The sequence below is a fragment of the Georgenia soli genome, from assembly GCF_002563695.1.
In the GTDB taxonomy this organism is placed as follows: Bacteria; Actinomycetota; Actinomycetes; order Actinomycetales; family Actinomycetaceae; genus Georgenia; species Georgenia soli.
The window spans coordinates 1,058,499-1,080,191 of sequence record NZ_PDJI01000004.1 but is presented as its reverse complement, the minus strand read 5'-3'; the positions used below and the strand labels follow the sequence as shown (position 1 = coordinate 1,080,191).

General features: G+C 70.9%; 18 protein-coding genes. 14 read left to right on the top strand and 4 right to left on the bottom strand.

Annotated features, from left to right (window positions below):
* Positions 1-28: 28 nt before the first annotated feature.
* Positions 29-1,267, bottom strand: a complete 1,239-nt coding sequence (locus ATJ97_RS06180; RefSeq protein WP_098482987.1) for a DNA recombination protein RmuC — start codon at positions 1,265-1,267, stop codon at positions 29-31.
* A 114-nt stretch (positions 1,268-1,381) separates the two neighbouring features.
* Here ATJ97_RS06180 and ychF point away from each other — a divergent pair, with 114 nt between their 5' ends.
* The 3 genes from ychF (at position 1,382) to ATJ97_RS06165 (ending at position 4,346) form a co-directional block, all read left to right on the top strand.
* A complete protein-coding gene (gene ychF / locus ATJ97_RS06175; protein WP_098482986.1) occupies positions 1,382-2,467 on the top strand; it encodes a redox-regulated ATPase YchF in 1,086 nt (361 codons plus the stop codon).
* Positions 2,468-2,554: 87 nt separating this feature from the next.
* The gene (locus ATJ97_RS06170) at positions 2,555-2,965 is read left to right on the top strand and encodes a VOC family protein (protein WP_098482985.1); all 411 of its coding nucleotides are present in this window, start codon (positions 2,555-2,557) and stop codon (positions 2,963-2,965) included.
* Positions 2,966-3,212: 247 nt separating this feature from the next.
* Complete coding sequence (locus ATJ97_RS06165) at positions 3,213-4,346, top strand: LLM class flavin-dependent oxidoreductase (RefSeq protein ID WP_098482984.1); 1,134 nt, start codon at positions 3,213-3,215, stop codon at positions 4,344-4,346.
* Positions 4,347-4,372: 26 nt separating this feature from the next.
* Here ATJ97_RS06165 and yidD read toward each other — a convergent pair whose 3' ends face one another.
* Positions 4,373-4,651 carry a membrane protein insertion efficiency factor YidD gene (gene yidD, locus ATJ97_RS06160; RefSeq protein ID WP_098482983.1) on the bottom strand — a complete coding sequence of 93 codons (279 nt, stop codon included), beginning with the start codon at positions 4,649-4,651 and terminating at the stop codon, positions 4,373-4,375.
* A gap of 64 nt (positions 4,652-4,715) precedes the next feature.
* Between yidD and ATJ97_RS06155 the strand changes: the two genes are divergently transcribed.
* Complete coding sequence (locus ATJ97_RS06155) at positions 4,716-5,504, top strand: carbon-nitrogen hydrolase family protein (protein ID WP_098482982.1); 789 nt, start codon at positions 4,716-4,718, stop codon at positions 5,502-5,504.
* A 220-nt stretch (positions 5,505-5,724) separates the two neighbouring features.
* On the opposite strand, the gene ATJ97_RS06150 is transcribed toward ATJ97_RS06155, so the two are convergent.
* Positions 5,725-6,012 (bottom strand): hypothetical protein, encoded by a 288-nt coding sequence (locus ATJ97_RS06150; protein ID WP_098482981.1) that lies wholly within the window; start codon positions 6,010-6,012, stop codon positions 5,725-5,727.
* A gap of 302 nt (positions 6,013-6,314) precedes the next feature.
* Between ATJ97_RS06150 and ATJ97_RS06145 the strand changes: the two genes are divergently transcribed.
* The 9 genes from ATJ97_RS06145 (at position 6,315) to ATJ97_RS06105 (ending at position 18,794) form a co-directional block, all read left to right on the top strand.
* Positions 6,315-6,773 (top strand): hypothetical protein, encoded by a 459-nt coding sequence (locus tag ATJ97_RS06145; protein ID WP_143426885.1) that lies wholly within the window; start codon positions 6,315-6,317, stop codon positions 6,771-6,773.
* Between the two features lie 207 nt (positions 6,774-6,980).
* Positions 6,981-8,603 carry a peptide ABC transporter substrate-binding protein gene (locus tag ATJ97_RS06140; RefSeq protein ID WP_098485271.1) on the top strand — a complete coding sequence of 541 codons (1,623 nt, stop codon included), beginning with the start codon at positions 6,981-6,983 and terminating at the stop codon, positions 8,601-8,603.
* 188 nt (positions 8,604-8,791) lie between these two features.
* On the top strand, positions 8,792-9,718 hold the full coding sequence (locus ATJ97_RS06135) for an ABC transporter permease (RefSeq protein WP_098482979.1): 927 nt from the start codon (positions 8,792-8,794) through the stop codon (positions 9,716-9,718).
* Complete coding sequence (locus ATJ97_RS06130; protein WP_098482978.1) at positions 9,711-10,697, top strand: ABC transporter permease; 987 nt, start codon at positions 9,711-9,713, stop codon at positions 10,695-10,697. Before ATJ97_RS06135 ends, ATJ97_RS06130 begins: the two co-directional genes overlap by 8 nt.
* A complete protein-coding gene (locus ATJ97_RS06125; protein ID WP_098482977.1) occupies positions 10,694-12,445 on the top strand; it encodes a dipeptide ABC transporter ATP-binding protein in 1,752 nt (583 codons plus the stop codon). Before ATJ97_RS06130 ends, ATJ97_RS06125 begins: the two co-directional genes overlap by 4 nt.
* A gap of 260 nt (positions 12,446-12,705) precedes the next feature.
* Positions 12,706-13,689, top strand: a complete 984-nt coding sequence (locus ATJ97_RS06120) for an ABC transporter permease (protein ID WP_098482976.1) — start codon at positions 12,706-12,708, stop codon at positions 13,687-13,689.
* A gap of 1 nt (position 13,690) precedes the next feature.
* Complete coding sequence (locus ATJ97_RS06115) at positions 13,691-14,686, top strand: ABC transporter permease (RefSeq protein WP_098482975.1); 996 nt, start codon at positions 13,691-13,693, stop codon at positions 14,684-14,686.
* A 2-nt stretch (positions 14,687-14,688) separates the two neighbouring features.
* Positions 14,689-16,827, top strand: coding sequence for an ABC transporter ATP-binding protein (locus ATJ97_RS06110; protein ID WP_098485270.1), 2,139 nt, complete (start codon positions 14,689-14,691; stop codon positions 16,825-16,827).
* A 236-nt stretch (positions 16,828-17,063) separates the two neighbouring features.
* Positions 17,064-18,794: an ABC transporter family substrate-binding protein gene (locus tag ATJ97_RS06105; RefSeq protein ID WP_170037153.1), complete on the top strand. Its 1,731-nt coding sequence runs from the start codon at positions 17,064-17,066 to the stop codon at positions 18,792-18,794.
* A gap of 90 nt (positions 18,795-18,884) precedes the next feature.
* Here the strand turns inward: ATJ97_RS06105 and ATJ97_RS06100 are convergent, their stop codons facing one another.
* Complete coding sequence (locus tag ATJ97_RS06100) at positions 18,885-19,475, bottom strand: PH domain-containing protein (RefSeq protein ID WP_170037151.1); 591 nt, start codon at positions 19,473-19,475, stop codon at positions 18,885-18,887.
* 220 nt (positions 19,476-19,695) lie between these two features.
* Between ATJ97_RS06100 and typA the strand changes: the two genes are divergently transcribed.
* Positions 19,696-21,612: a translational GTPase TypA gene (gene typA / locus ATJ97_RS06095; protein WP_098482972.1), complete on the top strand. Its 1,917-nt coding sequence runs from the start codon at positions 19,696-19,698 to the stop codon at positions 21,610-21,612.
* Positions 21,613-21,693: the final 81 nt, after the last annotated feature.

The following is a 21,693-nucleotide window of genomic DNA, read 5'->3' as shown; positions in this document are numbered from 1 at the left end:
GCAGAGCAGCCCGCCGTGGGGTCCGCCCCTACCCGGCGCGGCCGGCGAGCATCGTGCTGCCGGCGTCGTCGTCCGTCACGAGCTCCGGTGCCGTGAACGTGCGCACCTGCGCGTCGTCCGCGGAGATCGGTTCCACATCCAGGTCACGTCCGCCGATCGACTCGAGGTCGCGGGCGGTGACGAGCAGGCGCTGCTCGATCGAGGCCACCGCCTTGTTGTAGTGCTGCACGCTCGAGCGCAGCGAGCGTCCCAGGCCCCCGAGGTGCGACGCGACGACGCCGAGGCGGTCGTACAGGGTGCGGCCCAGCTCCAGCAGCTCCTTGGCCTCGGCGCTCACCTTCTCGGCGGACCACACGGAGGCGACCGTGCGCAGGAGAGCCAGGAGCGAGGAGGGCGACGTGGGGGCGACGCCCTGGCGCAGGGCGTGCTCGAGCAGCGTGGGGTCCGCCTCCAGGGCGGCGGCCAGCAGCCCCTCCGAGGGGACGAACATGACGACGAGCTCGGGCGAGCCCGGCAGGTGCTCGTGGTACGCGCGCTTCACCAGCGCGTCGACGTGCCCGCGCAGCGCGCGGGCGTGGGCGGCGAGCAGGCGCTCGCGTCGTTCCGCGTCCTCCCCCGTCGGGCGCTCGCCGAGCGCGCTCGCCTCGAGGTAGGCGTCCATCGGGACCTTGGCGTCGATCGCCAGGTACTTCTCCCCGGGCAGGTGCACGACGACGTCGGGCCGGCCGCCCCCGCCGCGGGACCTGCCCGGTGACCCGGCCGTGCCCAGCGCGCGCTGCTCGGTGAAGTCGACGTGCCGCAGCATCCCCGACGCCTCCAGGACCCGACGCAGCTCGACCTCCCCCCACTGGCCACGGGCCGAGGTGGACCGGAGCGCCGACTCCAGCTGCGCCGTCGTGCGCTGGAGCTCGGCGTCCGTGCGCCGGGCGTGGTGGAGCTGCTCGGTGAGCACGGTGAACTGCTCGGTGCGTTCGCGCTCGAGCAGCGCGACGTGCTCGCCCACCTGGGCCAGGGCCGACTGCACCGGCGCCAGGGCCCGCAGGACGTCCTGGTCCTGCCGGGCGCGCTCGTGCAGCTGCTCGACCTCCTCCGTGAGCCGGTCGGCGCGCGCCTGGGCGGCCGCCGCCCGGGCCCGGAGCTCTCCGACCTCCGCGGCCGTGGCGCCGTCACCGCGCAGCGCCGCCCCCCGCGCGACGGCCACGGCATAGCCGAGCGCCGCCCCGACGGCGAGAGTCAGCACGAGCAGCACAACGGTGGTCATCTCCATGCCGGGAACGATGCCAGCAGCCACTGACACGGCGTTCCCACGCCGCGCCGTCGTCCCTCGCGCGCGCCCGCCGCCGGGCGCCGGCGGTCGGCGGGGCACGTAGACTCGACCCACGTGGCCCTCACTATCGGTATCGCCGGACTCCCCAATGTCGGCAAGTCGACCCTGTTCAACGCCCTGACGCGGGCGACGGTGCTCGCGGCGAACTACCCGTTCGCGACGATCGAGCCGAACATCGGCGTCGTCCCCCTGCCCGACCCGCGCCTGGGGAAGCTCGCGGAGATCTTCGGCTCCGAGCGGCTCGTCCCCGCCACCGTCTCGTTCGTCGACATCGCCGGCATCGTCAAGGGCGCCTCCGAGGGGGAGGGGCTGGGCAACCAGTTCCTCGCGAACATCCGTGAGGCGGACGCCATCTGCCAGGTCACCCGCGTCTTCCAGGACGGCGACGTCGTCCATGTCGAGGGGAAGGTCGACCCGAAGGACGACATCGAGACCATCTCGACCGAGCTGATCCTCGCCGACCTCCAGACCCTTGAGAAGGCGATCCCGCGGCTGGAGAAGGAGGTTCGCGGGAAGAAGACCGACGCGGAGGTCCTCGAGACCGCGAAGGGCGCGATGGCGCTCCTCGAGGAGGGCACGCTGCTCTCCGCCGGTGCGCAGAAGGCCGGCCTCGACCCCGAGATCCTGGCCACGTTCCAGCTCATGACGGCCAAGCCGTTCATCTACGTCTTCAACACCGACGACGCCGGGCTCGCGGACAAGGCCATGCAGGACGAGCTGCGCGAGCTCGTCGCCCCCGCCGACGCCATCTTCCTCGACGCCAAGTTCGAGTCCGAGCTCGTCGAGCTCGAGCCGGACGAGGCCGCGGAGATGCTCGCGGAGTCCGGGCAGGAGGAGGCCGGGCTGGACCAGCTCGCCCGCGTCGGTTTCCACACCCTCGGGCTGCAGACCTACCTCACCGCCGGTCCGAAGGAGGCCCGCGCGTGGACGATCCACCAGGGCTGGACGGCGCCGCAGGCGGCCGGCGTCATCCACACCGACTTCGAGCGCGGCTTCATCAAGGCGGAGGTCATCTCCTTCGACGACCTCGTCGAGCTCGGCTCGGTGGCCGAGGCTCGCGCGCACGGCAAGGTGCGCATCGAGGGCAAGGACTACGTCATGCGCGACGGCGACGTGGTGGAGTTCCGCTTCAACGTGTGACCCCGGCCCGGTGACCGCCTGCCATCGGGAGCGCGGCCGGCTCGGCCCTGTCGCGCGCACGCCCGGTTGCCCCTAGCGTCGCTCCTCGTGACTGCGCCGACGCCGTACCTGCACCTGCCCGGGACTGCCCGTGAGGTCCTCACGTTCTACGGAGACGTCTTCGGCTGCGGGGTCCAGCTCCATACCCTGGAGGAGTTCAACCGCACCGACGGACCGCCGGACGCCGTCGCGCACGGCTACCTCGTGGACGGCCCGGTCACGCTCTTCGCGTCCGACGCGACCGGTGACGAGCCGTCGTTCCGATGCGAGGGCCTGATGCTCTCGCTGCTGGGTACGTCCACCCCCTCGACGCTGCGCGAGTGGTTCTCCCGCCTCTCCGAGGGCGGCCACGTCGTGGACGCCCTGCAGGCCAGGCCCTGGGGCGCACGGGACGGGCAGGTCGTCGACCGTCACGGCCTGCACTGGCTCATCGGCTTCGAGGACGTCGAGACCGACTGACGCCGCGGCCGTTCGTCGCACGGGTGAGGTCGCCGCGCCCGCCGCGCCTGCGCGCGGACGGCGCCGTCGGCCCCGGCCGGCGGGGACCTAGGTCTCTGGTGCGGCGGCCGCCGTCGGACGACGGTGGACCGTGAGCCGGCGTCGGCGCTGGTGGACCGGGAGGTGGGGTCGTGCCCGAGCGTCTCTCCACGCCAGCAGGTCCCGTCCCCGACTGGCCGGCCATCGCCCTCCGGAGGGAGCGGTTCCGATGAACGGCCGCGTGAAGGTGGGACTCCAGCTGGGCACGCAGCCGCCACTGGGTGCGGTCCGCGCCTACCTGCTGGCCGCCCGTGCGATGCGGCTGGACTCCGTGATGGTGATCGACCACCTCCAGAACGTCTTCCCCTCCGCGCTCTGGGACGCCGACCTCACCTGGCTGGCCAGGCGCAAGCCCACTCCCCACGACCACCTCGACTTCCAGGCCGTCATGGGCTGGGCCGCCACCCGGGTCGGCAGGATGCAGCTCGGTGTCGGTGTCACGGACCCGATCCGCCGGCATCCCGTCGTCATCGCCCAGGCACTGCTGACGGTGGCCCACATGACCCGCAGACCCCCTGTGCTCGGCATCGGCGTGGGGGAGCGGCTCAACATCACCCCGTACGGCCTGGACTACGCGGGGCGCACCAGCCGGCTCGAGGAGGCGCTGCAGATCATCCGGCTCTGCCTGGACGCCGACGCCCCCGGTCCCGTGGACTTCGACGGCCGCTACTTCCGGCTCGACGGCGCACGGGTCGACCTGCGCGCCCCCGCGGGCCGCACACCCTTGATGTGGGTGGCCGCGCACGGTCCCCGGTCCCTCGAGCTGGCCGGACGGTACGGCGACGGCTGGTACCCGACGACGATCACGAGCCCCGGGCAGTACGCGACCGATCTCGCGGTGGTACGTGACGCTGCCGCACGGGCGGGACGGAACCCGTCGTCCGTCACGCCGGCGCTGCACCGGTTCACCGTCATCGGCCGCACCGAGGCCGAGGCGCGGGCCATGCTGGCGACGCGCGCGCTCCGGAGCCTCGCACTGGTCATGTCCGCCGCCGAGTGGCGCGCGGCCGGCGCCCGCCACCCGTTCGGGGACGACTTCACCGGACTCGGCCAGTTTCTGCCCGAGCAGGCGGACCGGGCCACGCTCGAACGAGCCGTCGACCTCGTGCCGCCGGAGCTGCTGCTGCACGGACCGCTCCTGTGGGGGACCGTGGAGCAGGCGGCGGACCGGCTGCGCGAGTACCGGGCGGCAGGCCTCGAGCACGTGATCCTGTCACCCGTCTCCGGGTTGGTGTCGCCCCGTGCGGCCCTGCGGGGTCTGTCCGCGACCGGTGCGATCGCCCGCGAGCTGCGCCGCGGCTGAACGGCGCGCGCCGGCCGTGGGTGCACTCAGAACCGGAACGGGATGGGGATGCCGCCGCAGCAGCAGACGCCCTGCACGTCCGTCCGCGCGAGCAGCGCCGCCGCCTGGTAGCAGGCGAAGAGGCGCACCGCCGTCGGGACCGCACCGCCCAGCACCCCGCGCGCGGCGATGATCCTGCGGACCTCTGCCGAGCAGGACCGCCCGCCGTGCGCGACCAGGTGGGCGCAGTTCCAGCCCTTCCGCGGCGACAGGTACCGCTGGTAGCCGCGGATCGTGGCGTCGGCGACGCGGGTGAGGGGTCCCATGACGACAACGCTAACCAGGCTGGGGTGGACCGCCACCCGAGCCCGTTCCCGCTACCGTCGAGATATGCGTATGGCCATCGCCCAGCTCGCGGCGACGACGGACAAGACGGCGAACCTGCAGGTCGCCTCGGACCTGGTGGCGCGGGCCGCTGCCGACGGCGCCGCGCTCGTCGTGCTGCCCGAGTACACGATGTCCTGGGAGCCCCGCGCGGAGGCCAGTCGCATCCGGGAGGCCGCCGAGCCGCTGGACGGGCCGTTCGTCGCATCGCTCGCCGGCGCTGCCCGCGCCAACGCGGTGACCGTGCTCGCCGGAATGACCGAGGCGACCGCCGACCGTCCCGCCAACACCGTCGTGGCGCTCGCGCCGGACGGCACGCTCGCCGGGGTGTACCGGAAGGTCCACCTCTACGACGCCTTCGGGGACCGGGAGTCCGACCGCCTCGCCGCGGCCGCGCCGGAGCCGCTCGTGCTGCCCGTGGGTGATCTTCGGGTGGGTGTGATGACCTGCTACGACCTGCGCTTCCCCGAGATGGCGAGATTCCTCGTCGACGCCGGAGCGGACGTTCTCGCGGTCCCGTCCACCTGGATGGCCGGCCCGGGCAAGGCCGCTCACTGGGAGGTCCTCGCCCGGGCCCGTGCCATCGAGAACACGTCCTACGTGCTGGCGAGCGGGCAGTGCGGGCGGCACCGGACGGGTCGCTCGCTCGCCGTCGACCCGTCCGGGGACGTGCTCGCAGAGCTGGGCGAGGAGCCGGGCGTCGCGGTCGTGGACGTCTCGGCGGACAAGGTGGCGGCCGTCCGGGAGCGGAACCCCTCCCTGGTGAACCGGCGATTCGCCGTCGTCCCGCGCTGAGTCCTGCGGCCGCGCAACAGCCTGGTCGTGCCGCAACCGCCCGGACGAACCGACGGCCCACCCCGAGGTCATGCCTCGCGGTGGGCCGTCGGTTCTCCGTGAGAAGGCGACTTCTCACGGAGGACTTGACGTTTCACGGAGGACTTGACGTCTCACGGAGAAGTTGACGACTCGCGGAGAAGTTGACGAGTCGTGCAGGAAGTTGCGACTCGCCTGAGGGTCAGGCGTCGGGGCCCTGAGCCTGCAGGCTGAAGCCGATGCCCTCGGGCGTCTGCGCGGCGTCGAGCGTGTGCCCGGACAGGACGGGGGAGGTCTCCTCGGAGACGAAGACCCTTGCGTCGTCCTCACCGACCGCGTGGTCGCTCGGGAGCGGCTCGGCCACGAGGCTCATCTCCAGCTGGGTCTGGTCCTCGGTGAGCGCGATGCGGACACCGCCGCTCTCGAGCAGGCCGGCCTCGGTCGTCAGGCCACGGACGGCGGCCTGGGCGTTCTCGGTGAGGGTGAGCATGGTTCTCCTGTCGTCGGTGCGGGGAGCCGGCCGGTCGGCCGGCGGCGACGCCTACGACCACCTGATGGGGCGGGTCCGCACGCGCCTCGGACCCCTCCACCGTGGCGGCGGGCGGGGCGGCGTGCAAGATCTCCGTCCCCGTGCCCGGGCGGGTCGACGGCCCTGTCCCGCACCGACGTGCGGCTTCGGCCGTCGGAAGGGGCGAGCCGGCCCGGGCGTGTCGCTAGCCTGGGCCCGACCCGGCCGGCGCGTCTTGTCGTCCGCCGCCGCAGTCCCCGCCCCACGTCGACCCGGAGGACATCATGCACGTTCGAGGCAGTGCGCCCGCGGAGCAGATCATGGAGGTCGTCCGGGCGGCCCGGGACATCCTGACGGTGCGCCGCGTGTTCGGCGAGGCCTACGTCAGCGGCGAGACCACGGTCATCCCCGTCGCCAAGGTGACGGGTGGGTCCGGGATGGGGTACGGAGGGTCGCAGCAGGAGGCGGGCGACGACGGCGGCAGCGAAGGTGCCGTGCGCGACGGCGGCAGCGAAGGTGCCGTGCGCCAGGCTGCCGGTTCCGGGTCGGGCGGGGGATTCGAGGGCGAGGGCGGCGGCGGTGGCCTCGGAGTGCGGGTGGAGCCGCTGGGCGTGTACGTCGTGCGTGGCGGCGACGTGCAGTGGCAGCCGGCGCTCGACGTCAACCGGCTCGCGATCGGCGGGCAGATGCTCGTGGCCGTCGCCCTCCTGGCGTGGGCGTTCCACCGTCGCGGGCGGGGGTAAGGCACGGCTCCGTCCCGACGACGGAAGTCTCACCATGCGGTCACGATCGGGTAACGATCCGGCCAGGGATTTCAGTGCGACTCCGGCGCCGACATATCGTTCCCTAATCTCGCCGACGAGGGCCGTCCGGCCTGTGCCTGGACCCGGGCACCATCGGCGGGCGAGCGTTCCGCTCACTCATCAGGAGGAACATTGAAGACCAAGCGCATGGCGGGCGTTGCCGCCTCGATCCTGGCGGGCTCCCTCGTGCTCGCAGCGTGCGGCTCGTCCGGTGACGGCAGTGAGACCGCCACCGGGGGCGCTGCGACCGGTGGCGCTGCCAGCGGCGGCATCATCACCGCGAACTCGAACGAGCCGCAGAACCCGCTGATCCCCACCAACACCAACGAGGTGGGCGGCGGCAAGATCCTCGACCTCGTCTTCGAGGGCCTCGTGTACTACGACGCCGAGGGCGCCGTGCACAACGGGGTCGCCGAGTCGATCGAGACCGACGACAGCCAGACCTACACGATCAAGATCAAGGAGGGCCTGACGTTCACCGACGGGACGCCGGTGACCTCCTCGAGCTTCGTGGACGCGTGGAACCAGGGCGCCCTGCTCAGCAACGGGCACCTGTCGAGCTACTTCTTCGAGCCGATCGAGGGCTTCTCGTACGACGAGGACTCCGAGCTGACCGGTCTCGAGGTCGTCGACGACACCACCTTCACGGTCAAGCTCAAGCAGCCGGAGGCGGACTTCCCGCTGCGGCTGGGCTACTCGGCGTTCTTCCCGCTGCCCGAGGCGGCGTTCGAGGACCCCGACGCCTTCGGTGAGAACCCGATCGGCAACGGCCCCTACAAGCTCGACGGCGAGGGCGCCTGGGAGCACAACGTCGGCATCGACCTCGTGCCCAACGAGGACTACCAGGGTGACCGCACGCCGCAGAACGGCGGGATCTCGCTGAAGTTCTACGAGACGCAGGACGCCGCCTACAGCGACCTGCTCGCCGGCAACCTGGACGTCATCGACGCCATCCCGGACTCCGCCTTCGGCTCGTTCGAGGACGAGCTCGGTGACCGTGCGATCAACCAGCCCTCCGCGGTCTTCCAGTCCTTCACCATCCACACGGAGCTGGAGCACTTCGCGGGCGAGGAGGGGCAGCTGCGCCGCCAGGCCATCTCCCACGCGATCAACCGCGAGGAGATCACGGACGCGATCTTCCAGGGCACCCGCACGCCGGCGCAGGACTTCACCTCACCGGTGATCGACGGCTGGTCGGGTGACATCCCCGGCAACGAGGTCCTCCAGTACGACCCTGAGAAGGCCAAGGAGCTGTGGGCCGAGGCGGACGCCATCTCCCCGTGGGACGGCACCTTCACGCTGGCCTACAACACCGACGGCGGGCACCAGGCCTGGGTCGACGCCACGATGAACTCCATCCGCAACACGCTGGGCATCGAGGCCGAGGGCAACCCCTACGCGCTCTTCGCCGACCTGCGCAAGGACGTCACCGACCGCAAGATGACCGGCGCCTTCCGCACCGGCTGGCAGGCCGACTACCCGGGCCTGGGCAACTTCCTCGGCCCGCTCTACGGCACGGGTGCCGGCTCGAACGACGGCGACTACTCGAACCCCGAGTTCGACGCGCTGCTCGCCGAGGCCGCGACGGCGGACTCCGTCGAGGCGTCGAGTGAGATCTACAACAAGGCGCAGGAGATCCTCTTCAAGGACCTCCCGGCCATCCCGCTGTGGTACTCCAACGTGACCGGCGGCAGCGCCGACACGGTCGACAACGTGGAGTTCGGCTGGAACTCCGTGCCGATCTACCACGAGATCACCAAGGCGGAGTGATTCCCTCCGCCCCGGCGAGCGACAGTTCACCGGGGCGGAGCGACCTCTCCACCAGCACCGCGGGCGCCGGGGGCAGGACCGATCGGTCCCGCCCCCGGCTTCGTGCGTGCGGGGACGACGACGTATCGTCACCCAGGGTCGGGGAGCCCCCGAACCGCAAAACGACTTTTCGCTGAGGAGGCGACCTGATGGTCCGATACATCGGGCGCAGGATCCTGCAGGTGATCCCGGTGTTCCTGGGAGCCACACTGCTCATCTACTTCATGGTCTTCGCGATGCCCGGTGACCCCGTCGCCGCGCTGGGCGGCGAACGAGGGCTCCCGGAGGCGGTCCAGGAGCAGATCCGAGCCCGCTACAACCTGGACCAGCCGTTCATCGTGCAGTACCTGCTCTACCTCCAGGGCATCTTCACGCTGGACTTCGGCATCACCTTCTCGGGCCGCGAGGTCATCGACGTGATCGCCGAGGCCTTCCCCGTCACGCTCAAGCTCGCCGTGATGGCACTCGTCTTCGAGGCCGTCTTCGGCGTCGCCGTCGGGCTGATCGCCGGCCTGCGCCGGGGCGGGCTCTTCGACGCCACCGCCCTGGTGTCGTCGCTGTTCGTCATCGCGGTGCCCACGTTCGTCATCGGCTTCGTGCTGCAGTTCGTCGTGGGGGTCAAGCTCGGCTGGTTGCCCACCACGGCGAGCAGCGAGGGGACGTTCCGGGACCTGCTGATGCCCGCGATCGTCCTCGGGGCGGTGTCCTTCGCGTACGTCCTGCGGCTGACCCGCACCTCCGTCGCCGAGAACCTCACGGCCGACTACGTGCGCACGGCCAGGGCGAAGGGCCTCTCGCGCGGGCGGGTCATCAACGTGCACGTGCTGCGCAACTCGCTCATCCCCGTCGTGACGTTCCTCGGTGCCGACCTGGGCGCGCTCATGGGCGGCGCCATCGTCACCGAGGGCATCTTCAACATCAAGGGCGTCGGCGGGACCCTCTACCGGGCGATCCTCCAGGGGGAGTCGGCCACGGTCGTGTCGCTGACGACCGTGCTCGTCATGGTCTACATCGTCGCCAATCTCGTCGTCGACCTTCTCTACGCCGCCCTGGACCCGAGGATTCGTTATGCCTGACATCTCGCACTCCGGGCTGGGCCACCTGCCCGAGCCTGTGGCCGTCCGCCGTCATCAGGAGCACTTCTTCGCCGAGCTGGACGAGACGGGCCTCGGCGCCGTCGACGCGGTCGACGACTCAGGCGCCCCGTCGAGCCTCTGGTCGGAGGCCTGGAAGAAGCTGCGCCGTCGCCCGATCTTCTGGGCCTCGGCGGTCATCATCGTGCTCGTCTGCGTGGTCGCGGCCTTCCCGACCCTCTTCACCTCCCAGGACCCGCGGTTCTGCGAGCTCGGGAACCAGTACGGGCCGCCCTCGGCGGAGCATCCCTTCGGCTTCGACCGGCAGGGCTGCGACATCTACGCCCGCACCGTCTACGGTGCCCGCGCGTCCGTGACGGTCGGCGTGCTCGCCACGCTCGTGGTCGTCATCATCGGGACCGTCATCGGCGCGATCGCCGGCTTCTTCGGCGGCTGGTTCGACACGATCCTCTCGCGGGTCACCGACATCTTCTTCGCCATCCCGCTGGTCCTCGCGGCGATCGTCGTCATGCAGGTCTTCAGCGACTCCCGCTCGACCATCACCGTGGTCGCCGTCCTCGCGGCCTTCGGCTGGACCCAGATCGCCCGGATCACGCGGGGGTCGGTGATGGCCGTGAAGAACAACGACTACGTCACGGCCGCGAAGTCGCTCGGCGTGAGCCGTCTCGCGGTGCTCGCCCGGCACATCCTGCCCAACGCGGCCGCGCCGATCATCGTCTACGCCACCGTCGCCCTGGGCACCTTCATCGTCGCCGAGGCCACGCTGAGCTTCCTCGGCATCGGCCTGCCGTCGAACATCGTCTCGTGGGGCGGGGACATCTCCGCCGCCCAGGCGTCCCTGCGGTCCAACGCGTCGGTGCTGTTCTACCCCGCAGGCGCCCTGGCCCTCACGGTTCTCGGCTTCATCATGATGGGCGACGCGGTGCGCGACGCCCTGGACCCGAAGGTGCGCACCCGATGACGGACAACCTCACCGCGACGGCGACGATGGTCGCCGAGACCGTGGACCCGAACACCCCGCTGCTCGAGATCCGTGACCTGGAGGTCGCCTTCCAGTCCTCGACGGGCATGGTGCCCGCCGTGCGCGGCGCGAACCTGACCGTGTACCCGGGGCAGGCGGTGGCGATCGTCGGCGAGTCCGGGTCCGGCAAGTCCACCACCGCGCACGCGATCATCGATCTGCTTCCCGGCACCGGCCGCGTGACCGGCGGCTCCATCAAGTTCGCCGGCCGCGAGCTCGTCGGTGCCTCCCGCAGCGAGATCGAGGACCTGCGCGGACGTGAGATCGGGCTGGTCCCGCAGGACCCGATGTCGAACCTGAACCCCGTCTGGAAGATCGGCTTCCAGGTCAAGGAGGCGTTGATCGCCAACGGCGTGGCCAAGGGCAAGGAGGCCGACGCCGAGGTGGAGAAGGTGCTCGCCGCCGCCGGTCTCCCGGACGCCGGGCGCCGGGCCAAGCAGTACCCGCACGAGTTCTCCGGCGGCATGCGCCAGCGCGCGCTCATCGGCATCGGTCTCGCCGGGCAGCCTCGGCTGCTGATCGCGGACGAGCCGACCTCCGCCCTGGACGTCACCGTCCAGCGCCAGATCCTCGACCACCTCGAGCACCTCACGCAGGAGCGGCACGTCGCGGTCCTGTTCATCACCCACGACCTCGGGCTCGCGGCCGAGCGGGCCGAGCACCTCGTGGTCATGCACCGCGGCCGGGTGGTGGAGTCCGGGCCGGCGCGGCAGATCCTCGCCGACCCGCGCCACCCCTACACGCAGCGCCTGGTGTCCTCCGCGCCGTCGCTGGCGTCGCGGCGCATCCAGAGCGCCAAGGAGCAGGGGGTCGAGACCGAGGAGCTCCTCGCCGCCGGCGAGGGCAGCGCGGTGCGGGCGAAGAACATCGTCGAGGTGGAGAACCTGAGCAAGGTGTTCCACCTGCGCGGCGCCGTGCCGGGCGCCGGGCGTGAGTTCAAGGCCGTCGACGACGTCTCCTTCGCCATCCCGCGCGGTTCGACGATGGCGCTGGTGGGGGAGTCCGGTTCCGGGAAGTCCACCGTCGCCAACATCATGCTCAACCTGCTCGAGCCCACCGAGGGGCGGGTGATCTTCGAGGGCACGGAGGTCGGGACCCTCGGCAAGAAGCAGCTCTTCGACTTCCGGCGCCAGGTCCAGCCGATCTTCCAGAACCCCTACGGCTCGCTGGACCCGATGTACTCCATCTTCCGGACCATCGAGGAACCGCTGCGCGTGCACGGCATCGGCGACAAGAAGTCCCGAGCCGCGCGGGTCGCCGAGCTGCTCGAGATGGTCGCGCTGCCGCGGTCGACCATGCGCCGGTACCCGAACGAGCTCTCGGGCGGTCAGCGCCAGCGCGTCGCGATCGCCCGCGCGCTCGCGCTGGAGCCGTCGCTGATCGTCTGCGACGAGGCCGTCTCCGCCCTCGACGTGCTGGTCCAGGCGCAGGTGCTGACCCTGCTCAACGACCTCCAGAAGGAGCTCGGTCTCACCTACCTGTTCATCACGCACGACCTGGCCGTGGTGCGGCAGATCGCCGACCAGGTGGCGGTGATGGAGAAGGGCCGGATCGTCGAGCAGGCGACCACGGACGAGGTGTTCGAGAACCCTCGCCAGCAGTACACCCGCGAGCTGCTCGCGGCGATCCCCGGCGCGAGCCTCGAGCTCGGCCCCGAGGTGCCGGAGGCTCCGCCGCTCGACGCCTGACACCTCTCGGCCGGCCGCCCGCCCTCGTGCCCTGCACGACGGCGGGCGGTCGTCGTCGGGCGGCTCGTTCCGTGGCCGGACCGTGATCTTCCGGCGGCCCGGAGGGGCCGGGCGGTATTGGACGACGATGTACTCTGTCGGAACGCCGCATGAGCCGGATCACATCCGGACGCCTGCGGCGTCGTCCGTCAGGTCAGATCTCGGTGAGTCCCCGACGGGGGCTCGTCACCCCGGTCCGGCCGCGCCCCGAAAGTCAGAGCATGCTTCCGTACCTCTCGCGCAGGTTGCTGAACTACCTGCTCCTGCTCTTCCTCGCCGTGAGCCTGACGTACCTGCTCGCGGCGACCCAGCTCGACCCCCGGTCGCTGTACGAGCTGCGCAACCCGCCGATCGACCCCGCGTCGATCGACGCCTCGCTCACGGCGTACAACCTCAACGACAAGACGCCGGTGCTCGAGCGGTACTGGACCTGGCTGACCGGCGTCGTCACCGCGTGGGACTGGGGTCAGACGCCGTTCGGCAAGAGCGTGAACGACGAGATCGGCACCCGGGTGTGGGTGTCGCTGCGGCTGGTGACGATCGGGTCGGTCCTCGGCATCACGCTCGGCGTGGCGCTCGGCGCCTGGACGGCGACGCGGCAGTACCGCGTCAGCGACCGGGCGATCACGTTGATCTCCCTGATCATCATCTCGACGCCGACGCTGGTGATCGCCGTCGTGCTGCAGATCCTCGCGATCCAGTTCAACCAGGCGACCGGGACGCAGTTCTTCGAGTTCCTCGGCGAGACCGGCCGGCACGGGGACGGGCCGCTCGCGCCGCTGTTCGACCGGCTCCAGCACCTGCTCCTGCCGACGATCACGCTGTCCCTCAGCGGCATCGCGTCCTACAGCCGCATCCAGCGCAACCTCATGCTGGACACCCTGGGCGCCGACTACGTGCGCACCGCACGGGCGAAGGGGCTGCGCAAGGGCCGGGCGCTGCGCCGCCACGCCCTGCGCACCGCGCTGATCCCCACCGGCACCTACTTCGCGTTCACCATCGCCACGCTGGTGCTCGGGGCCACGTTCACGGAGCTGATCTACGGCTGGCACGGCATGGGGATCTACGGCGTGCAGGCGATCACGGCGCAGGACGTCAACGGGTCGGTCGCGGTGGCGGCGTTCGGCGGTGTGTGCGTCCTCGTGGGTGCCATGCTCTCCGACGTCCTCGTCGCCGCCCTCGACCCGCGAGTGAGGGTGAGCTGAGATGACGACGACGAACGGCCGCGCGAGCGGCCCGGCCGGGATCCCGCTCGACTACGAGCCGGGCGACAAGAACGCACCGCTGACGACGGAGCTGCCGGAGGTGGCGACCGGCGGGACGCCCACCCCCACCCGGCGGCTCTCCCGCCGTCGGATCATCCTGCGGCGTTTCCTGCGCAACAAGACCGCCGTCGTGGGGCTGGTCGGCTACCTCCTGCTGGCCGCCTTCGCCCTCGTGGGGCCGTACCTGTCACCGTGGACGTACACCCAGATCGACCAGACGGCGTTCCTCAAGCCGCCGAGCGGGGAGCACTGGCTGGGCACGACGCAGGCGGGCAGGGACGTCTTCGCCCTCACCGCCGAGGGCCTGCGCAAGTCGATGATGATCGGCCTGGGCGTCGCCCTCGTCCAGACCTTCGTCGCGGCGACGATCGGTTCCTTCGCCGCCTACTACGGCCGCTGGTTCGACAAGGTGGCCCTGTGGGTCATCGACCTGCTGCTCGTGGTGCCGAGCTTCTTCATCATCGCGATCATCTCGGTCCAGACCGGCGAGAGTCGCGGCTCCGTCCTCATGCTGATCCTCCTGCTGGCGGGGCTGGGCTGGATGCTCTCCGCCCGCGTCGTGCGCTCCATGACCCTGGGCATCAAGGGCCTGGAGTACGTCACCGCGGCGAAGTACATGTCCGTCTCGACCCCGAAGATCATCTTCCGGCACGTCATCCCGAACATCTCGTCGCTGCTGATCATCGACGCCACGCTCGCCGTCGCCACCGCGGTGCTCGCGGAGACCTCCCTGTCCTTCTTCGGGTTCGGCGTGCAGGCGCCCGAGACGTCGCTGGGCACGCTCATCGCCGAGGGGCAGCGGATGGCGTCCACCTACCCGTGGATCTTCCTCGCCCCGGCGACGGTGCTGACCCTGATGCTCATCTTCATCAACTTCGTCGGCGACGGGCTCCGCGACGCCCTCGACCCCTCGTCCAAGTCCGGAGGACGCGCGTGAACATCCTCAGCCGCAGCAGGAACCGGGGCGGCGCGACCGCGAGCGCGCTCGACGCCCGTGAGCCCGGACGCGTCAGCGGGGCACCGGTGCTCGAGGTGCAGGACCTCACCGTCGACTTCCCCTCGGAGGACGGCGTGGTCCACGCCGTCCGGGGCGTGAGCTTCTCGGTCAAAGCGGGCGAGGTGCTGGGCATCGTCGGCGAGTCCGGCTCGGGCAAGTCGGTCACCTCGATGTCGGTGATGGGGCTGCTGCCCGAGACGGCCCGGGTCGCCGGGTCCGTGCGCCTGCACGGGGAGGAGCTCCTCGGCCGCTCGGACGCCCACATGTCCCGCATCCGCGGCCGGCAGATGGGCATGGTGTTCCAGGACCCGCTGTCCGCCCTCACGCCCGTCTACACGGTCGGCGACCAGATCGTCGAGGCGCTCCAGACCCACCGCGACCTGGACGCCGCCGCGGCGCAGCGGCGTGCCGTGGAGCTTCTGGACCTGGTCGGCATCCCCAACCCGCAGGTCAGGGCGAAGTCGTTCCCGCACGAGTTCTCCGGCGGCATGCGCCAGCGCGCCATGATCGCCATGGCCATCGCGAACGACCCCGACCTGATCATCGCCGACGAGCCGACCACGGCGCTGGACGTGACGATCCAGGCGCAGATCCTCGACGTGCTCAAGACGGCCCAGCGGGAGACCGGGGCCGCCGTCGTCATGATCACCCACGACCTGGGGGTCGTGGCCGGACTGGCCGACAAGGTCGCCGTGATGTACGCGGGCCGCGTCGTCGAGAGCGGCCCGGTGGACGACATCTACTACCGCTCCACGATGCCGTACACGATCGGGCTGCTCGGCTCGCTGCCGCGCCCGGACGAGGGGGAGAAGCGCGCGCTCGCGCCCGTCGAGGGCAACCCGCCCTCCCTGCTCGACCTCCCGACCGGGTGCCCGTTCGCGCCGCGGTGCCCCATGGCGGTCGACGTCTGCCGGGAGGTGGAGCCGGCCCTCGAGCCGACCCGGGGGCTCGGGCACGCCTCCGCATGCCACCGGTCGGGCGAGATCACCGAGCACGACCTCACCTTCAAGGAGATCTACCCCCTGCCACGGCTCGTCGAGCGCCCGCTGGCCGAGGTGCCGCGCCACGAACGTGAGGAGGTGCTGCGCGTCACCGATCTGCAGCGGTACTTCCCCCTCATGAAGGGCTCCGTGTTCAAGCGCCGTGTCGGGACGGTGCACGCGGTCGACGGCGTCAGCTTCGACATCCGTGCGGGCGAGACCCTCGGGCTGGTCGGGGAGTCGGGCTGCGGCAAGACGACCACCCTGCTGGAGATCCTCAACCTCAGAGCGCCCTCCGACGGCACGGTCGTCGTCCTGGGCAACGACGTCTCCACGCTCCGCGGGCGCCAGGCACGCAAGAGCGTGCGGCGCGACCTGCAGGTGGTCTTCCAGGACCCGATGGCCTCCCTGGACCCGCGGCTGCCGGTCTTCGACATCATCGCCGAGCCGCTCGAGGCGAACGGGGTACGCGGCAAGAAGGCCGAGGAGCGGGTGCGCGAGCTCATGCGCCTCGTGGGCCTGGAGCCCTCGCACGCCAACCGCTACCCCCAGCACTTCTCCGGGGGCCAGCGCCAGCGCATCGGCATCGCTCGTGCGCTCGCGCTGGAGCCGAAGCTGCTGGTGCTGGACGAGCCGGTCTCCGCCCTCGACGTGTCGATCCAGGCCGGTGTCATCAACCTGCTCGACGAGCTGCGCGGCAAGCTCGGGCTCAGCTATCTGTTCGTGGCCCACGACCTGTCCGTGGTCCGTCACATCGCCGACCGCGTCGCCGTGATGTACCTCGGAAAGATCGTCGAGGTCGGCGAGGTGGACCGCGTGTTCGAGCGCCCGACGCACCCGTACACCCAGGCGCTGCTCTCGGCGATCCCGGTGCCGGACCCGGAGATCGAGCGCAAGCGGGAGCGGATCATCCTCTCGGGCGACCTGCCGTCGCCGGCGAACCCTCCCTCGGGCTGCCGGTTCCGCACGAGGTGCCAGAAGTTCCTCACCCTCTCCGACGACGAGCGGTCCCGCTGCATCTCCGAGGAGCCGGCGCTGCGGCCGACGGCGGAGGACCAGCGTGCGGCGTGCCACTACGCGGAGGCCGTCGAGGTGTTCTGACACCGCCGTCGCCGCCGACGCCGGGCCCTGCCGGCGTCGGCGGTCGCGCGCGTCAGAGCTGACCGGCATCCGGACGGGTCGGTCTCAATTGGGTCACAACTCCGGCTGTTCTCGTGACGGCGTGCTGAACGTCACAGCGGCCGTGGTTCAGTACTCACCACGAACGTGTCCGCAGACCGATGTCTGTGCCCCGCGGATACCCGCGCGCGTTCGTCGGAAACGATGGAGGTTCAAGAGTGCGCACGAAGAAGGGTGCAGCAGTCCTCGCGACCGGCGCAGCGTTTGCGCTGGTCCTCGGGGCCTGCAGCGGAGGCGGCGAGACTGACGGCGGCTCCGGCAACGAGACCGCGGCCGGCGGCGAGGCAGGCGCCGGCGTCAACACCGACGGCGAGGGCGACCTGTTCCAGGTCAACGCGACCCCGCGCGACCAGCTCGAGAAGGGCGGGACGCTGCGGCGCGCCGTCGCCGAGCTTCCCCCGCAGTGGAACCCGATGCACGTCAACGGGAACAACGCCGACTACACGGACATCCGTGACGCCATCAGCGTGCGGAACTTCGACTACGACGGCGAGGGCCTGCCCCAGCCGAACGAGAACTACCTCGTCGACTTCACCGACGAGATGGAGGGGGAGAAGCAGGTCATCACGCTGACCCTCAACCCCGACGCCAAGTGGAACAGCGGCGAGCCCATCACGTGGGAGGACTACGAGGCGTCCCTCACGGTGTGCGACGCGTCGGACCCCGACGTCCTGTGCGTCCAGACGGAGCCGTACGAGCAGATCGAGTCGGTCGAGCAGGGTGAGGACGAGTTCCAGGTCGTCATCACGTTCAAGGCCACCTACCCCGACTGGAGCTCCATCGTCTCCGAGGTCTACCCGGCCGAGGGCCTGGCGGACGCTGCCACCTTCAACGAGGGCTGGCTGGAGTTCCCGGACGAGTGGTTCACCGGTCCGTACAAGGTCGAGAACATCGACGACGCCCAGCAGGTCCTGACCCTCGTCCCGAACGAGAACTGGTGGGGCCCCGAGGCCATGCTGGACGAGATCCAGTTCCGGGTCGTCGCGTCCGACGCCACGGGGACCGCGTTCCAGAACAACGAGATCGACGTCTTCGACATCGGGCCCGACCCGAACGCCTACCAGCTGGCCCAGACCGTCGCCAACGCGGAGACCCGCCAGGCCAAGGGCCCGAACTGGCGTCACTTCACCTTCAACTCCACCGCCGGGCTGCTCCAGGACCAGGCGATCCGGCAGGCGATCTCCCGCTCCATCGACCGCCAGGCCATCGCCGAGTCCGACCTGGCCGGCATGCCGGAGGACCTCATCGCCCCCCTGGGCAACCACTTCTTCATGGAGGGCCAGGCCGGCTACGAGGACAACGCGGGCGAGTTCGACTACGACCCGGAGCGTGCCGCCAAGGACCTCGAGGAGGCCGGCTGGGTGCTCAACGAGTCCACCGGTATCCGTGAGAAGGACGGCCAGCCGCTGACGGTGAAGTTCTCCGTCCTCACCGGTGTGCCCGTCTCGGAGAACGAGGGCCAGCTCGCACAGGCGCAGCTCAAGGAGGTCGGCATCAACCTCGAGCTCGTGCAGACGCCGGTCGACGAGTTCGGCCCGGCTCTCGAGGCCGGCGACTTCGAGATCATGGCCTTCTCCTGGATCGGCACGCCGTACCCGATGGCCAACATCGGCCAGATCTACGGCGACCCGTCGACCAACACGTCGAACTACGCCAAGCTCAACAACCCCGAGCTGAACGAGCTGATCGACCAGATCGCCGTCGAGACCGACAACGACAAGCGGATCGAGCTGACCAACCAGGCCGACAAGCTGATCTGGGAGTCGGTGCACACCCTCCCGCTGTACCAGCGCCCCGACCTCGTGGCCACGGTCAGCAACCTCGCGAACTTCGGCGCCGAGGGCTTCAGCACCACGCGCCCGGAGAACTGGGGCTTCGTCGCCGGCTGATGCTTCGCTGACGACTCCCGAGCAGGAACGGCACAGGGCCGGTGGGCGACCACCGGCCCTGTGCCGTTGTCCTGCTCGCACGCGCCGGCCTCAGCCGAGCGTCGTGGCGGCCACGACGGCGAGCGAGAGTCCCCCGAGCACGGCCACCACGGCGGGCACGTTCGTCCAGGTCCGCACTCCCGACCAGGCACCGGCGGGGCGGCCGGGGCCGGCGCCGGTCGCCGCCCGGAGCTCGATCACGCGCCCGACGAGAACGGAGTCGCCGCTCGCGCTGAAGGTCCCCGTCCCGTCCGTGTCGAAGAGCTCGGACTGCTCGTCCGGGCGGCGACGTCCGGCGAAGAGGCCGCCCCTCGCGGGGGCGCCCCAGCCCGAGAGCTTGCCGGCCGGCGTCCACAGGCTCAGGCCCCACCTCGTCTCGACGCGCTCGACCGCGTCCCAGCCGACCTCGTGGGTGCGGAACACGTTGGCCAGCGTCACGCCCCGCGGCTCGACCCGCACGAAGGGGTTCCAGAACACCGCCCAGCCCAGCGCGGCGAGCGCCAGGGCGACCGGCCCGTACTGCAGCACCTCGGCCAGCCCGCCGTTGGAGGCGAACGCGAGGAGCATCGCGGCGGCCACCACCCAGCACATCGCCGCGTAGACCCTCGCGGACGTCGGGCGGAAGGTCAGAGTCGGTCCCATGGCGTCATCATCCCTGCTCGGCACCGCGGCCTCTCCCGCACGTGACCGCGCGCACAACGCTCCGGGGTGACGGGATCCACGCCTGCCGACGTAGAATTGGCGGTCGGCACCCGTGACCGGATGCCGCCTGCCCACCGCCGTCGGACGTCCTGCGTACCGCCGGGGCCCCTCAGGGCCGTGCGAAGCGGGCACCACGATGAGATGAAATGAGATTCCGCGTATGCCTTTGCGCTCCGACCTGCGCAACGTCGCGATCGTCGCCCACGTCGACCACGGCAAGACCACGCTCGTCGACGCCATGCTGTGGCAGTCCGGCGCCTTCGGCGAGCACCAGCACGTCGACGAGCGCGCCATGGACTCCGGCGACCTCGAGCGTGAGAAGGGCATCACGATCCTCGCGAAGAACACCGCGGTGCACTACCGCGGCCCGGCGGCGCAGCGCGCCGGCCTCGAGGACGGCCTCACGATCAACGTCATCGACACCCCCGGGCACGCCGACTTCGGTGGCGAGGTGGAGCGGGGCCTGAGCATGGTCGACGGCGTCGTCCTGCTCGTCGACGCCTCCGAGGGCCCGCTGCCGCAGACGCGGTTCGTCCTGCGCAAGGCGCTGGCCGCCAAGCTGCCCGTCGTGCTGGTCGTCAACAAGGTCGACCGCCCGGACTCCCGCATCGCCGAGGTCGTCTCCGAGGCGCAGGACCTCCTTCTCGGGCTCGCCTCCGACCTCGCCGACGAGGTGGAGGACCTCGACCTCGACGCGATCCTCGACGTGCCCGTGGTCTACGCCTCGGCCAAGGCCCGCCGAGCCAGCCTCACCCAGCCCGCCGACGGCACGCTGCCGGACAGCGAGAACCTCGAGCCGCTGTTCGAGACCATCATCGAGAAGATCCCCGCCCCGTCCTACGACGAGGGGGCGCCGCTCCAGGCGCACGTCACCAACCTCGACGCCTCACCGTTCCTGGGCCGCCTGGCGCTCCTGCGCATCCACAACGGCGAGCTGCGCAAGGGGCAGAGCGTCCTGTGGGCGCGGGCGGACGGCACCACCAAGAACGTGCGCATCTCCGAGCTGCTGCGCACCGAGGCGCTGGACCGCGTGCCGGCCGAGTCCGCGTTCGCCGGTGACATCGTCGCCGTGGCGGGCATCGAGGACATCACCATCGGCGAGTCCCTCGTGGACCCCGAGGACCCCCGCCCGTTGCCGCTGATCACGGTCGACGACCCGGCGATCTCCATGACGGTCGGGATCAACACCTCCCCGCTCGCGGGCCGCGTCAAGGGTGCCAAGGTCACGGCGCGCCAGGTCAAGGACCGCCTCGACCGGGAGCTGATCGGCAACGTCTCCCTCAAGGTGCTGCCGACGTCGCGGCCGGACGCCTGGGAGGTCCAGGGCCGCGGCGAGCTGGCCCTGGCGATCCTCGTCGAGCAGATGCGGCGCGAGGGCTTCGAGCTGACCGTCGGCAAGCCGCAGGTGGTGACCAAGGAGATCCACGGCAAGCGCCACGAGCCGATGGAGCGCATGACCATCGACGTCCCCGAGGAGTACCTCGGCACCGTCACCCAGCTGATGGCTGCCCGCAAGGGCCGCATGGAGACGATGTCCAACCACGGCACCGGCTGGGTGCGCATGGAGTTCGTCGTCCCCGCCCGCGGGCTCATCGGCTTCCGCACCCGGTTCCTCACCGAGACCCGCGGCACCGGTATCGCCTCCTCGATCGCCGAGGGGTACGAGCCGTGGCAGGGGCCGATCGAGCTGCGCAGCACCGGTTCGCTCGTCGCCGACCGCGCCGGGTCCGTGACGCCGTTCGCGATGATCAACCTGCAGGAGCGCGGCTCGTTCTTCGTCGAGCCCACCTCGGAGGTGTACGAGGGCCAGGTCGTCGGGGAGAACTCCCGCAACGAGGACATGGACGTCAACATCACCAAGGAGAAGAAGCTCACCAACATGCGCTCCTCCACGGCGGACAACTTCGAGAACCTCGTGCCGCCGCGCCGCCTCACCCTCGAGGAGTCGCTGGAGTTCGCGGCCGAGGACGAGTGCGTCGAGGTCACCCCGGAGGCCGTGCGCATCCGCAAGGTCATCCTCGACTCCCAGGAGCGGTTCCGGACGGCCTCGCGCAACAAGCGGGCCGCCGCGGTCTGACCCCGCGCCCGCCGACGGGCGGCTCTCGACCGGTTTCCGGTCGGAGCCGCCCGCTCTGTCTCCCGTGGCGCCTGCGCCCCG